Raw genomic sequence first — 15,082 nt, 5'->3', positions numbered from 1 at the left:
TATAAGACTTTTGGCATTTTGTGCCTCCTTTTAATTTGGTATTAGCTTCTTGCTTTCAATTGTTCACATGCTGCAAACTAAAGTTTGCGCATCAGCAACCTCATCAAGCTTTTACCCTCGTGGTGTTGGAGATCCTGATGAAAACGGGCTCTTTGCCCCTTCCTCGCTCGATCTTCCAACACCCTTATACACTTTATTATACTTGTTTTTTAAGGAACAATTCCTCGCAAAGACACCTCTGATGCAATTTAAAGCTATTTGACTATACATGTCTAACAGAACACTTCTCTGCAAGTCCACTGACTCATAAATAGAGTTACCTTAACTCGCGTCGTCTTATCCTTGAGGTAGTGGTTTTTACATTTCACTGTTACGATTTTCGTTTTTCTTTAATAGTAGCCAAAATGCTTCCGAATCTTGCGGAATTTTCTGTTAGGACCAAAAACTTTCATAGAATACTACATATAGTATGAATGATTTGTATTAAGCACAACCTATACTACACTACTAAAAATAAAATGTCAATACAAAGTTGTGAAATAAATGTGAAACTTTTCTATACTTTTGTTAAACAAAACAAAAGTACCAAAAATTCTTGCCACTGAGCGCCTTCGCTTCACATTTTTTAGGCAATTTTAGAAAAGGAAAATTTCTAACTTTGAGCCGCAATTTGCAACATTTTGTGAATAGGTAGATAAGCTTTTTGTCTTACATCATCTAGAACAGAAATTGTGTTTTTCATACTTGTAAGCGCATCTAGAACCTTTGCCAGCGTGATTTTTTTCATATTGGGACATTCCGCAAGGGTTGTTACAGGATAAAAGTTTTTCCCCGGATTATCTTTTCTAAGTTTATACAAAATTCCGGTTTCTGTACCTATAATAAAATCTTTTTCACTGCTTTTTGCAACATATCTGCACATAATGCCTGTTGACATGACGCGATCTGCCAAAGATACAACTTCAGGACGACATTCAGGATGCACAAGAATTTCGGCATTAGGATGATATTCTTTTGCCTCTAAAACATATTCAGGCAAAATAAAGTTGTGATGCGTAGGGCAAAATCCGGTCCATATATTCATTTTTATACCTGAAGTGGTTTGAATATAATTACCTAAATTTCTATCAGGTACAAAGAGTATGTCCATATCTTTAGCATTTTTGCCTGCAACAATATTTTTTACAACATTTATCGCATTGGAAGATGTGCAGCATATATCGCTTTCGGCTTTTACGGCGACAGATGTGTTTACATAAGTTACAACAACAGGATTTTTATACTGAGATTTCCATTCTTTTAATTGCTTGGAGGTTATCATGTCAGCCATAGGGCAGCCTGCGTTTAAATCAGGAAGTAGAACTTTTTTATCAGGACTTAAGATGGACGCTGTTTCTGCCATAAAATGTACGCCACAAAAAACAATAACATCGGCATCCGTTTGAGCGGCTTTTCTGCTCAATTCTAAAGAGTCGCCTACAAAATCTGCAATATCGTGAATTTCAGGCGATTGATATATGTGGGCTAAAATAATAGCGTTTCTTTCTTTTTTTAGTTTATTTAATTTTTCGTTCACAATGGTATCTCCGTTATATATTTTTGCTTACGATCACGACAAACGCATGAAGGATACATGTTTTATCAAGCGTCTTGTTTGTCAATACCCCATTAGACTTTGCCCCACCCCATTTCAGTGAAAGGGGAATTAACGGCGAGAAAGGAAAAGAGAATAAAGACGTTGCAGTAAAATTCCACTTTTTTTAAAATAAGTCGTTCTTCCTTAGCAGTCTGCCCTCGAATGTTTTAATCAAGATGTAGTAGCGAAGCTGCCGGGGTATTGGAGTATGTCCTTTTTTGGTTAAAAACCGCTAGCTCTAATTACTTCTTTAATTTTTGCCGCAGAATTTTGCAGCGCTTTAAGTTCATCTTCTGCAAAAGCAACTTTCATTACTTGTCTTATGCCATGCTTATGGACTATTGCGGGAACGCTTAAGTATAAGTCGCTTATGCCATAATAGTTTTCAAGTAAAGACGAAACGGGCAAAACACTGTTTTGATCTTTTAAGATTGCTTTTGATATTTTAGTAAGCGCAAGTCCTATTCCGTAAGAAGTTTCGCCTTTTTTCTCTATAATTTTATAAGCGGAATCTCTTACGTCTTCAAATATTCCTTTAAGTTTTTGTTCGCCGCACTCCTCGTCGCAGTTTTCAAAATAGTCTTTAAAGAAAACATCCCCTATTATAGCTTTGCTCCATATTGGGAATTCACTGTCTCCGTGTTCTCCGAAAATTGAAGCATGAATATTTCTAGAATCGATATTTAATTCTTTACTTATCAAATATCTAAATCTTGCGGTATCTAGCACTGTGCCTGAGCCGATAATTTCGCGTGACGGTTTACCAGAAATTTTGTAAGTTATGTAAGATAAGATATCTACCGGATTTGTAGCCACAAGAATAATAGCATTTGGCGAATATTTTACAATTTCAGGGATAATTGTCTTAAAAATTTCAGCGTTTCCTTTTACCAAATCTATTCTTGTTTCACCTTGCTTCTGACCTCTTCCTGCAGTTACAACAACTAAGTCGGAATCTGCAGTATTCGGATAATCTCCGGCGTATATTTTAACTGGCGATACAAACGGCGCGCCGTGCGATAAGTCCATAGCTTCGCCCTCAGCTTTTTTTCTGCTATAATCGACAAGAATTATTTCTCTTGCAACGCCACTTATAATCATGGAATATGCGTAACGCATTCCGACATTTCCGCACCCCACAATGCAAACTTTTGGAGATAATTTATTCATATATTCCTCCGTTTCGTGCACGTTAATATGAAACTGCTTAACCATAGTATATCATAAAATTGTGAGATGTTCTTGTTTTTCTCATTTGGGAATGTGATAATATCTCGTCACGCTTCGCCTGCCACACCTCGATTAAAACATTCGATGGCAGACTGCTAAGGAAGAACGACCTATTTTTTTAAAAAAAGAGAAATAAAGACACGGCATTAAATTCCCTTTTCTCTGAAAGAGGGTGTATGCCAAAGACATTGCCTGGAACGTTCCATAAAAACGAGTATAATAAAGTGTATAAGAGTGTTGGAATATCGAATGGGGTAGAGGTCAAAAGCCCGTCGTCATCAAGATGAGGTGTGGCAATACTAAAGACATTGCCGGGGCAGGAGGAGTACGTAAAAGGATGAGAAAATCAGTTTTTAAAGTTTCACAAAAAATTCACAATATATGGTACAATACAGCTGTCTTTGGATTATAGTAGTGGTAACAAGAAACAGAACTCATTGAAGGATAAGTGTTCTAAAAGGAACAGAAAACAAGATATTGAAAAGTAAATTATAAGGCGTTTTTTGTTTAAATGTGCTAGTTTTGATAGTACATCTGAAGAATGTGTGGAATATAATGATGAATTTAAAGAAAGCAGTAACCATTATTGTTGTCTTTAGTTTAGTATTTTGTCTTCGCGGAAAAAATTCCAGACATGGTACAAAGAGATAGTAATGGCTACGGAAATAATAATTCTAGAAGCGCAGAAGAAATCGAGAGCTATAGGCGTAGTCTCTTTTCTTTCATTCATCTAAGAGGATGAGAAGAATAAAGAGAAAGATCGTCCTTTGTTGCTTTACAGATTTTGGATATACGGAAGAGAAGTTTTGTGAAAAAGGAGACGGAACAGACAGAACAAATGGTCATAAGATGTATATGAAATGTTCTGAAAAACAACGTCCTGCTAGAAATGAATGTTTTAAGAGCTGGAAATGCACAGAACAAGAAATCTCCGATGACCACGCTGAAATGACTGGTATGTATGAGAAAAAAGAAAAGTTCTGCCGAAATAAACCTCTACACTGGAAAAGAAACAGAGAAATATTTTCAATCGGAATGGCTGTAAAAAATGTTATAGAATGTTATAGATTGATTAAGGATATTCAAAATAATGTCTAGCGGAGATAAAATTTGAGTTGTTGTGAATAGGCAGACGCTATGGGTCTAAAGTTTGACGATACTAAAAATTGTACAATAGTCTCCGCATATTATCGAAATGAAAAATTTGTATATGAAATTGTGTAAATATAAAAATAAAGCTGGTAATTTGCCATCGCGTGGACATTCAGTGCGTTTCAATTTTAAGTTCTGCTTATGTTTTGTACTGATTTTTTTCATGTCTTCCTTTTCAAATCAAATTTTTGCTATTACCATAAACGAAAAGGAAAACAAGAATGTTTATGGTAATGCTTATCCTTCGGATGATAAAAGCAAGCTTAAATATTGGAGCCCTGTCCGTAACATGGTAAAGATTGTTCACGGCGGGGAAGTGTTTGGAAGTGTCGTGGGAGGATTTGGTACTGGCGATGACGGTGGTCCTTCTAATAACATTGTTTTAATCGATGGTGGTGACACAACAGGGAGCATTTTTGGGGGACTGACTAACCACGGAGAAGTTACTGAGAATACTATCGAAATACTCAATGGCAACATCAGGATCGATACTCGTAAAGGTGAGGCTATTGAACTTGAAACTAATGAGGGGAAAAAAGTAAACCTGGATAAAATTTTGATGGGTATTTTTGGAGGAGTGATTTACGATGGAACAGCTACCGGTAATTCTATTAAAATATTTGGCGGTGATATTGAGAGCAGTCTTGTTTCCGGCGGAATTGTACTAAATGCTGGTAATGTTTCTAATAATATTGTTACAATCGGCGGAGGTAGTTTGTCTGCTATCAAAAATAAAGATTTTATTGTTGGAGGACGCACTACTTTGGGTAATGCGATCAATAATTCTGTCGTAGTTAACGGTGGCGTAGTTCGTCGTATGCATATTCTTGGTGGCGCTGTACTTGATAGCGGTGATGCCACCGATAATTCTGTCACGATTAATGGAGGTGAAATTGAAAGCAAAGTTGTTTGTGGTGGCGTTGTATTTGGTACAGGTGATGCAACAGAAAACAAAGTTACAATTACCTCAAACCAAAACATTGATATTGAATTTCTTTGCGGCGGGGTGACATCGCGGAGTGATGGTGATGTATTTACAGGGAATACTCTGCGTATAGAAACATCAGGTTTAACGATTAAGAGAGGAGTTAGTAATTTTCAAAACTATGATTTTTATTTGCCTGCGAATATACGGTCCGGAGATTGGGTGTTGACTTCCGAAAACGGTGGGCAAAGTCTTAGTATTAGTAGTAAGCCAGGTTCGGATACAGATTCAGCTGATCCTTTAGAAGATCTTTTTTCTCCTAATTGTGATTCAGATGATGATGTGTGTCCGATAAATCTTGATAAGACAAATATTAATGTTTACATCGCCGGTGATCATAAATTGTTACAAGCTGGTGATTATTTCCAGCTTATACTAAGTCATCAAGGCTTTAAAGGTTCCACAAATAATTCTAAACTTACACTGAAACAAGGGTTTGCGCTTCGGTATGCTTGCAAATTATCAACAGCAAGTAGTACATTAGATTTGACGGTGGCAAGCAATGCGGAATTTAACCAAGAAGTAAAGTCATTTTCCGAAGGTCGAGCAGCCAGCGTTGCTTTTTTAAATCAAGGATCTGATGTTATATCTGATAAAGGATTGTCGGAAGCAGTAACATCTGTTAGTCCAAACAGTGTTAAATCTGTTTCTTATTTTACAGTGGCTTCTGGGGTGAAGCTAAAATATAACACTGGTTCTCATGCAAAGGTTGACGGAATTTCGGCGCTTACAGGTTTAGCCAAAGGAATTGATGTTAAATTCGGGCAATTGACTACAGGAGCATTCTTCGAATATGGAAGCAGTAACTATAATACATCTAACAGCTTTAGCGAGTTTTCGTCTGTGAAAGGTGGTGGAAACGCTGGATATAAAGGTGGCGGAGTATTAGGGTATTTTGACTTCAGGAATAATTTTTACGGCGAAGTTTCAGGTCGTATAGGTTCTATAACAACGACCTTTTACAGTTTAGATATTACATATGGTCATGATGTTTTTGCCAAATACAATTATGATACGCAATACGTCGGCGCTCATGCAGGCGGTGGATATTTGTGGGATATTAACAATAAACTGGGACTTAACTTGTATGGAAAGTGTTTCTTTACGCATCAAAATTGTAAAGATGTCGTTCTTTCTACAAGCGAAGTTGTTAAATTTGCAGCTACAAACTCAAAGCGCGTTCGTGTAGGCGCAAATTTTTCAAACAATGTAAGTAAAGGTGTAAGTCTTTATTGCGACGTAGCGTACGAGTACGAACTTGATGGAATTGTTAATGCGACTATGTCAGGCAGAAATATTCTCGCACCCAGTTTAAAGGGTGGAACAGGTATTGGAGAAATTGGCGTTAAAGGTAGTGGCGGTACTTATTCCGTTGATTTAAGCGTGCAGGGCTATACAGGTTCTCGAGAAGGTTTTAGCGGAATGTTAAGATTCTCGTTTGCATTTTTTAATTATGCAAATCGCTGTTTAGGTTATTCATTAGAGAAATTTTACGATAAAGAAAATACGAGAAGATTTAATCAGATGTTTAATATGTCAAAGAAAGAGTGCTTTGATAAGAGTTTAGATATAATAAAAAAACTTGAATGGAGAGTAACACATAAGAGTTTTAGAAAAGGTTATATAGTGGCTTTTGACCTTTCCAAGAGCTTTAAATATCTTTGTTTAGATTCAACTGAAGTGTGTATCTTTATAACTGAAACTGAAAGCGGAAATGTAAATGTTGAAGTTGTTTCAACAAACAGTTTTTTAGCTCAGGCGGTTTCTGTGGAATTTTTTAAAATGCTTGGATAAGACACTAGCGCGACAAACGCACAAAAGATACTATATTATTGATTGTCATCGCAAGAGTGATGAGTAAGAGTATCGTGAGTTTGAGATGGAGAACGGCAATGGGGGGAGGAGAAAAAGGACAAAGACTACTTGGGACTTTGAAAGGCAAAGTCTTGAAAAGAGGGTTAGGAGTTGCATCATTGTTGTAAAATATTTTCATGCGTTTTACTCGAAAATTAGCGGTAAGTTAGCTGAGGTAAGTAATTCCAAAACGGAGGTAGTTTATTATGGTAAAGATTGTAAAAATTGTAGGTAGAGAAATTGTTGATTCGCGTGGAAATCCCACTGTTGAAGTAGATGTTAAACTTGACGATGGTTCTTTTGGAAGAGCAGCTGTCCCATCCGGCGCATCAACTGGTTCGAGAGAAGCTTTGGAACTTAGAGACGGCGATAAGAAGAGATTTGGAGGTAAGGGCGTATTGAAAGCCGTTGCAAATATTAACAATAAAATCGCTCCAAAACTTTTAGGATTTGAAATAACAAAGCAGCAAGAAATTGACGATACAATGATTGAACTTGATGGTACAGATTTTAAAAACAATCTAGGCGCTAATGCAATTTTGGGCGTTTCTCTTGCATGCGCTAAAGCCGGGGCAAATTCGAGCAAACTTCCTGTCTATGAGTACATAAGAAAGATTTACAGTATCAAAAGCGATAAATACATTTTACCTGTTCCCCTTATGAACATTATTAACGGTGGCGAACATGCCGACAATAATGTTGACCTTCAGGAGTTTATGATTGCGCCTGTCAGCGCTCCGAATTTTCATGAAGCTTTAAGAATGGGCTGCGAGGTTTTTCACAGCTTAAAAAAAGTTTTAAATGAAAAAGGTTATGCTACGGGCGTTGGCGACGAGGGCGGTTTTGCGCCGAATTTAACATCTAACGCGCAAGCTTTAGAAGTGATATGCGAAGCTGTCAAAGCTGCAGGTTATGGAGTCGGTAAAGACATAGTTTTTGCCTTAGATGTTGCCGCAAGCGAATTGTATGATGATAATAAATATACTCTTGAGGGCGAAGTAAAAGATAAAGTTAAGACATCAGAAGACATGATTGCTTTTTATAAGGGGTTTTTGGCGACATATCCTATTATTTCTATAGAAGACGGTTTGAGCGAGTCTGATTGGAGCGGTTGGAAAATTTTAACCGATGAGTTAAAATCAAAGCTTCAACTTGTTGGCGATGATATTTTTGTTACAAATACAAAAATATTTAGAGAGGGAATTGATAAAGGCATTGCGAATTCAATTCTTATAAAAGTTAATCAGATTGGTTCTCTTTCGGAAACCGTTGCGGCTGTCCAGATGGCATATAAAGCGGGGTACACAGCAATTATATCACATCGTTCAGGTGAAACAGAAGACAACGTTATTGCAGATTTAGCCGTTGCTCTTAACATGGGGCAAATTAAAACGGGATCTGCGTCAAGAACTGACAGAATGTGCAAATATAATCAACTTTTGAGAATAGAAGAAGAGTTGGGGTCAAAAGCGAGTTATTTAGGCAAGTCTGCTTTTTCGAGCATAAAGTAGTTGTAAAAGATAAAGCGGAAAACAAAAATTGACAGTCAAATAACCTGATTTGACCGAGTGTCAACCTACTGAAAAAGCCAACGATTAAGACATTCAGGGGTAAGCTCCAGCGACTATAAAGTATCCTGAAGAATGGACATTTCGCTACGCTCAATATAACAAACGGCTTTCAGACAACTGTTTGACATTGCAGAGACAGTATTATTACTCATGAAAAAATTTAAAATCAGATATATTATTTTTGCAAGTATTGTGTTTGGCTTAGTATTCAACGAGGGGAACATATCTCTTGTTCGGCGTTTGTTTGAACAAAGAAAATTGAAGTCTTATATCAAACATGCTCAATATCAAAATGATCTTCTCAAAAGAAGAATATATTATCTTGAAAACGAACCTCTGTATTTAGAGAGGATGGTACGAAGTGAATTGAATGTTATCGCTTCCGGAGAAATAGAGTATAGATTTTCAGTTAAAGATCAATAATCTATAGGCGACCATAGCGCTTTTTTAAGTTTTGCGACGTTGTCTTTTAATGTGTCAACATAGGAATTTTTGAGAGTGGCATTGCTTATAACTGCATACTTAGTATGAATATTTTCAGCGATACTTTTTCCGATAGAAGAATCTAAATTGTCCATGATCATTGATATTTTGTTTTTTCTACTAACGCTTATGTAAATTCAAATGCCATGATGTCAGAAACACAAACAGGATATCACGGTAATGTAGGTTTAAATTATAAATTCACGCCGGCGCCTTTTGATTTTTACAGCAACCAATAGACCTCTTTCTTGTACTTTTGTCAGACAAAACAAAAGTACCAAGTTAACTTTTTAATGTTGCTTCCAATCTGTCAATCCCTTCTCTAATGTTTTCAATAGAAGTTGCGTATGAAAGTCTTATATATCCTTCAGCTCCAAAAGCAGACCCCGGCACTACTGCAATTTTTGCTACGTCAAGCAAATAATCGGCAAATTCAATATCTGTATTAATTGTTTTACCGTTAAAAGTTTTTCCTAGCAATGCGCTGATATTTGGGAAAACATAAAATGCTCCTTCAGGTTTTGCGCATGATATGTCATTTATTTCGTTGAGTCTCTCTACAATGTAGTCTCTTCTTTTTTTAAATTCCTTTTTCATCGATTCAACATATTCTTGCGTACCGTTTAATGCTTCAACAGCCGCCTTGATCGATATTGAAGTAGCATTTGAAGTTGATTGGCTTTGTATCTTAGACATAGCAGAAATAATATTTTTAGGTCCGACCGCATAACCTATTCTCCAGCCTGTCATTGCGTATGCCTTAGAAACGCCATTTACTACAATGGTAATATCTTTAGTTTCAGGGGTAGTTTCTGCGATAGATGTAAACTTAAAATTATCATATACAAGTTTTTCGTATATTTCGTCTGAAATTATAAAAATATTATTTTTCCCGCATATCTGCGCAATTGTCTTAAGCTCTCGCGCTGAATACGTGCATCCGGTAGGATTGGATGGAGAATTGATTATAATGGCTTTTGTTTTTGATGTTATAACTTTTTCAACATTTTCTGGTGTTATTTTAAAATTTGTTTTATCGCTTGTTTTGATTATTACAGGTTTGCCTCCTGCAAGAACAACCATGTCGGGGTAAGAAACCCAGTAAGGAGCTGGAATTATAACTTCATCCCCATCATCTATTGTAGCTTGAAAAATATTGTAAAGAGAATGTTTAGCGCCGCACGAAACTATAATTTCTTCAGGTACGTATGTGAGATTATTATCCCTTTTAAGTTTGTTTATAATTGCATTTTTTATTTCAAGAGTTCCTGCTACAGGGCAATACTTTGTAAAGCCGGAATTGATTGCATCAATTGCCGCATCTTTTATATTTTTAGGCGTGTCGAAATCTGGCTCTCCAGCGCCAAAATTAATGACGGCAATCCCTTGTTGTTTTAGCGCTTTAGCTTTTGCGTCAATTGCAAGCGTTGAGGATGGTTTGATAGACTGTACTCTTTTTGAAATGTGCATGAAACCCTCCGTGTATTGGTCGTAAAATCACTTAAAAACACCGAAAAACAATAAAACATTTACTCAATTTGAGTCTTTAGTTTGCGGTTGTTGCGTCGCCTTAGAGCGCGAGATTATGAGTGGAGTATTTTTTAGGATAAACAACTTTAGGTGTTCGAAGCGAAATCACCTATAAATCTTATTAAGATTTTTCGCAAGTTCTAAAATTGCCTAAAAAATGTGAAGCGAATGAAGCTCAGCGACAAGAATTTTCGGTAATTTTATTTTGTCCGACAAAAGTACGAGACTTCGTTTGACATACAGCTTTAATTCTTGTAGACTATACAAGTTATAGAGGAGTATGTCAAATGTATGCGATTATTAAAACAGGCGGAAAGCAGTACATGGTAGAAGAAGGCATAAGTCTAGTAGTAGAAAAACTTAATGAGGTAGAAGTTGGTCAAGAGGTTGTTCTTAGCGAAGTTCTCTTGCTTACAGATGGCGACAGTACAACTATTGGGAAGCCTGTGGTAGAAGGCGCTAGCGTAGTAGCAAAAGTTATTGCGCAAAAAAGAGCTCCTAAAGTTTTGGTATTTAAAAGAAAACCAAAAAAAGGATACAAGAAGATGCAGGGACATCGTCAATATGTAACAGAGTTGGAAATTACAAAGATTAACGCTTAAGTAAATTTATTGAGAGAGAGTAAAATGGCACATGTTAAAGCTCAGGGTTCGTCAACCAATGGACGCGATTCGCACGGTCAGAGACTAGGTGTAAAAATATATGGAGATCAAAAAGCCCTCGCGGGCGCCATAATAGTGCGTCAAAGAGGGACTAAGTATCATCCCGGAGTAAACGTAGGAATGGGCAAAGATAATACTATTTTTGCAAAAGTTGCAGGCACAGTGAAATTCATTAGAAAATCCGGCGATAGGTGTTATGTCAATATTGAGCAATAAGTTTTACGCGACCATTCCCATTTTTAAAAATGGGTGACAATGTCAACGGCATTGACGGAGTATTGCGGAGTGACGATGAAGATGTCGAGAGGCTAGTGATTGGATGGATTGAAGGGTTGCTTTCGCGTGGTGATGTACTGGCGTAAGATAGAGATGTGGGACCAAATAAAAATGTTTATAGACAAAGTTAACGTTTTTCTTACAGCCGGTCGCGGTGGCGACGGCTGTATTTCTTTTAGAAGGGAAAAGTACGTTCCTTACGGCGGACCAAATGGTGGTAATGGTGGCAAGGGTGGCAATATCTATTTTGAGGGAGATCCTCACAAAACAACGCTACTTGATATATCTTACAAACCGAAATTCAATGCCGAAGACGGTGATAAAGGATTGCCAAGCGATAAATTCGGCAGATACGGCAAAGACTTGATAATCAAAATACCGCTGGGAACTCTAGTCTTTAAAAAGGGAGAGCTTTTTACAGACTTAAAAACTGCAGGGGAAAGGGTTCTAATTGTGAAAGGTGGCAGAGGAGGTAGGGGGAATGCTTCTTTTAAAACAGGAAGACGTACCGCTCCCAGAGTAGCCGAAAAAGGCGAACCGGGCGAAACTGCTGAAGTTAATCTTGAACTTCGTTTGATAGCAGACGTTGGTTTTGTAGGGTTGCCAAATGCCGGAAAATCAACTCTTTTGTCGCAAGTTTCAGCCGCAAGACCTAAAATTGCAGATTATCCTTTTACAACATTAACACCTAATTTAGGCGTTGTTGATTATAAAGGTAAGCATTTCGTGGCTGCCGACGTACCGGGGATAATTAAAGGTGCTCATCAGGGCAAAGGTCTTGGCTTTGAGTTTTTAAGACATATCAAACGTACAAAAGTCCTTATCCACTTAATAGACGTAAGCGGTTTTGATGGTAAAGATCCTTATGAGAACTATAAAATTGTAAATAACGAATTAAAAAAATATTCAGAATATCTCGCTAAAAAGCATATAATAACGGTTTTAAATAAAGTTGATTTACCGGAATCTAAGCAGCATGTAAAAAATTTTAAGAAACATTTAAAAAATAAAAAATTGTTCGAGATTTCTGCAGCAACCGGAAATGGCATTGAAGCACTGCTTAAGGAGACGGCAAAAATGCTTGAAAAACCAATTGCCTTTAATCCTGAAGAAGAAATAGAAACCGTACCCATAAAGAAATATATTTACGAACCGGAATTTAAAGTTGCAGTTGATGAAGACGACGTATTTGTAGTTACAGGCGCAAAAGTGAAAACGTTAACAGAAATGACAAAATTTGGCGAGGACGAAGCCTTAAGACGTTATCAAAATATCCTCAAAAAAATGGGTTTAGAAATCGAACTTGAAAAAATGGGCGCAAATCCAGGCGATACTGTAAGAATTGGCAATGTTGTGTTCACTTTTGAAAAATAAACGTATTTTTATGATAAATCTACGTGTCAAATCATTTAAAAAGTAATCAAAAAATAAAAATACCTGCCTGACTTGAATATTGGTAGTTTGTAGTCGCGGTTATGCCGTCTTAGATCGTGAGATTATGAGCAAAATATTTTTTAGGATTTGTAATCAATTAGTTCTATAAAAATGTGTTGCGTTGCTAAGATTTTTCGCAAGTTCTAAAATTGCCTAAAAAATGCGAAGGAAATATGCTCAGCGGCAAGAATTTTGCTACTTTTGTTTTGTCTGACAAAAGTATAGAAAAATATGTTGACACGCGCAATGTTCTTGTTGTATAAATATAATGCAGTTAGAACACTATTTTCTTAAATAATTATGGGGGTTTGAAATGGTGGTTGATATTGATACATTGAACAAAAAAATTGTACGGGAAAGTGTTTTTGTTTCAAGGCTTTTAAGCGAGATTTCAAATATTCTTGTTGGGCAAAAGTATGTTTTAGAAAGAATGCTTATAGGGCTTTTCTCAGGGGGACATATTTTGCTTGAAGGTCTTCCGGGGCTTGCAAAAACTCTTGCGGTTAAGAGTTTGGCATCTGCAATTAAAGCCGATTATAAAAGAATACAGTTTACTCCTGACTTGTTGCCTGCGGATGTCGTGGGTATTTTAATGTATAATCCTCAAAGTGGTAGTTTTTCCGTGAAAAAAGGACCTGTTTTTACAAATATAGTTTTAGCCGATGAAATTAACCGTGCACCGGCAAAGGTGCAGAGCGCATTGCTTGAAGCCATGCAGGAAAAACAGGTTACAATAGGTGACGCTACATACGAGCTTCCTGATCCATTTTTGGTTATGGCCACGCAAAATCCTATAGAGCAAGAAGGTACATACCCTCTCCCTGAAGCTCAGGTTGACAGATTTATGCTTAAACTTAAAGTTTCTTATCCGAGCAAAGAAGATGAAAAAATTATTCTTGAAAGAATGACACAATCGTCGCCAAAGATAAATTCTGTAGTTACTTTAGACGATGTGCAGAGAGCGAAAGATTTAATTGGACAGATTTATGTCGATGACAAAGTGAAAAACTACATAGTTGATATTGTGTTTGCTTCTAGAAGTCCTGAAAAATACAATCTTAAAGAATTAAAAAATCTTATTGCTTACGGCGCTTCTCCAAGAGCAACAATCAATTTAACCCTTGCGGCAAAGGCGTATGCTTTTTTGCAGGGAAGAGGTTATGTTATTCCCGAGGATATAAAAACAATCGGGCATGATGTTTTAAGACATAGAATTTTAATTACTTATGCGTCGGAAGTCGATTCTCTTACATCGGACGATATAATTGATAAAATATTTGGCGGCGTTGAAGTTCCGTAAAGTACAAGTAAATTTATAATTGTTATTGCCACCACCGATAAATGTATACAAGGTGTTTTATGATGAGGTGTGATCCACGGCACCTGAACCCAATACCTTGACAGACTTTGCCTGCCATCCTTGCATCAACCCACTGAAAAAAGTGATGAAAGAAGTCCTTGAAAAAAGATACAATTAAATGAGCATATAAGCTTTATCAAGGCAATATTGCTTATGACAGTAGTTTTTCGCCTACTGATTTCACAGAGCTTATCGCTTCTGTAATGCTTCAATGATTACTCTTGTGGAACCTTTGTCTCCTTTATCGTCAAAATATCCTTCACGATTGCGCTCTTTTTGAAGCATTCCTTTTATGAGATATTCACGACGACTTATAAGCTCTTTTAACTGTTCGTTTTGCCTTGCTCGTGCAATCTTACTGTTTTACTTTACGACCTTGCGCTCTATGGGCATTGTAATCGTGAACCCTTTGACAACTTCGGCTTCATATCGCCTGTTAAGTCCATTAAGACCAATTGTTGTTCACTTGCTAAATAAAGAACGAATGCTTTCTTTGTCATTAGTTACTGCGTAGTACTGATTGTTTTTTGATACATCGGATGCCTACAAATTCAGTGTATAAGGTTTTTGGCATTTTGTGCATCCTTTTAATTGATATTAGCTTCTTGCTTTCAATTGTTCCCATGCTGCAAACTAAAGTTTGCGCATTTGCAACCTCATCAAGCTTTTACCTTGTGGTGTTGGAGATCCTGATAACTACGGGCTTTGCCCCCTCCCCACGTTCAATCTTCCAACACCCTTATACACTTAATCATACTTGTTTTTTAAGGAACAATTCCTCGCAAAGACGGCATTGTTCAGTTTTTGTCGTCGTTGCGAGACTTGCGACGTTTGCAAGTCGTGGCAATCAAGACAACAACTATGCTGGATTGTTTCGTCATTTTATGTTCCTCGTTCATATACAAATGT

At 36.9% G+C, this 15,082-nt stretch carries 12 protein-coding genes; 8 read left to right on the top strand and 4 right to left on the bottom strand.

Annotated elements, in window-relative coordinates:
• Positions 1-652: 652 nt before the first annotated feature.
• Positions 653-1,576, bottom strand: coding sequence for a quinolinate synthase NadA (gene nadA / locus LE180_RS00330; protein ID WP_374133504.1), 924 nt, complete (start codon positions 1,574-1,576; stop codon positions 653-655).
• A 282-nt stretch (positions 1,577-1,858) separates the two neighbouring features.
• Positions 1,859-2,806 (bottom strand): L-lactate dehydrogenase, encoded by a 948-nt coding sequence (locus tag LE180_RS00325; protein ID WP_374133503.1) that lies wholly within the window; start codon positions 2,804-2,806, stop codon positions 1,859-1,861.
• 798 nt (positions 2,807-3,604) lie between these two features.
• On the opposite strand from LE180_RS00325, the gene LE180_RS00320 reads away from it, so the two are divergent.
• The 4 genes from LE180_RS00320 (at position 3,605) to LE180_RS00305 (ending at position 8,851) form a co-directional block, all read left to right on the top strand.
• Positions 3,605-3,964: a hypothetical protein gene (locus tag LE180_RS00320; protein ID WP_374133502.1), complete on the top strand. Its 360-nt coding sequence runs from the start codon at positions 3,605-3,607 to the stop codon at positions 3,962-3,964.
• 343 nt (positions 3,965-4,307) lie between these two features.
• Positions 4,308-6,797, top strand: a complete 2,490-nt coding sequence (locus LE180_RS00315) for a hypothetical protein (protein WP_374133501.1) — start codon at positions 4,308-4,310, stop codon at positions 6,795-6,797.
• A gap of 266 nt (positions 6,798-7,063) precedes the next feature.
• Positions 7,064-8,368, top strand: a complete 1,305-nt coding sequence (gene eno, locus LE180_RS00310) for a phosphopyruvate hydratase (protein ID WP_374133500.1) — start codon at positions 7,064-7,066, stop codon at positions 8,366-8,368.
• 210 nt (positions 8,369-8,578) lie between these two features.
• Entirely contained in the window at positions 8,579-8,851 is a 273-nt protein-coding gene (locus LE180_RS00305) for a septum formation initiator family protein (RefSeq protein WP_374133499.1), read from the top strand.
• On the opposite strand, the gene LE180_RS00300 is transcribed toward LE180_RS00305, so the two are convergent.
• Together LE180_RS00300 and LE180_RS00295 are read right to left on the bottom strand one after the other, a co-directional pair.
• Positions 8,845-9,006, bottom strand: coding sequence for a hypothetical protein (locus LE180_RS00300; protein WP_374133498.1), 162 nt, complete (start codon positions 9,004-9,006; stop codon positions 8,845-8,847). The genes LE180_RS00305 and LE180_RS00300 overlap by 7 nt on opposite strands.
• Before the next feature lie 187 nt (positions 9,007-9,193).
• Positions 9,194-10,381: a pyridoxal phosphate-dependent aminotransferase gene (locus LE180_RS00295; RefSeq protein WP_374133497.1), complete on the bottom strand. Its 1,188-nt coding sequence runs from the start codon at positions 10,379-10,381 to the stop codon at positions 9,194-9,196.
• Positions 10,382-10,728: 347 nt separating this feature from the next.
• Between LE180_RS00295 and rplU the strand changes: the two genes are divergently transcribed.
• The 4 genes from rplU (at position 10,729) to LE180_RS00275 (ending at position 14,113) form a co-directional block, all read left to right on the top strand.
• Complete coding sequence (gene rplU, locus LE180_RS00290) at positions 10,729-11,043, top strand: 50S ribosomal protein L21 (protein WP_374133496.1); 315 nt, start codon at positions 10,729-10,731, stop codon at positions 11,041-11,043.
• 24 nt (positions 11,044-11,067) lie between these two features.
• Entirely contained in the window at positions 11,068-11,319 is a 252-nt protein-coding gene (rpmA, locus tag LE180_RS00285) for a 50S ribosomal protein L27 (protein WP_374133495.1), read from the top strand.
• Between the two features lie 108 nt (positions 11,320-11,427).
• The gene (gene obgE / locus LE180_RS00280; RefSeq protein WP_374133494.1) at positions 11,428-12,753 is read left to right on the top strand and encodes a GTPase ObgE; all 1,326 of its coding nucleotides are present in this window, start codon (positions 11,428-11,430) and stop codon (positions 12,751-12,753) included.
• A 373-nt stretch (positions 12,754-13,126) separates the two neighbouring features.
• Positions 13,127-14,113, top strand: a complete 987-nt coding sequence (locus LE180_RS00275) for an AAA family ATPase (RefSeq protein ID WP_374133493.1) — start codon at positions 13,127-13,129, stop codon at positions 14,111-14,113.
• Positions 14,114-15,082: the final 969 nt, after the last annotated feature.

Source organism: Candidatus Endomicrobiellum pyrsonymphae, from assembly GCF_020328025.1.
Classification (GTDB): domain Bacteria; phylum Elusimicrobiota; class Endomicrobiia; order Endomicrobiales; family Endomicrobiaceae; genus Endomicrobiellum; species Endomicrobiellum pyrsonymphae.
The sequence above is the reverse complement of the archived record's forward strand: the minus strand, read 5'-3'. Positions and strand labels throughout refer to the sequence as shown.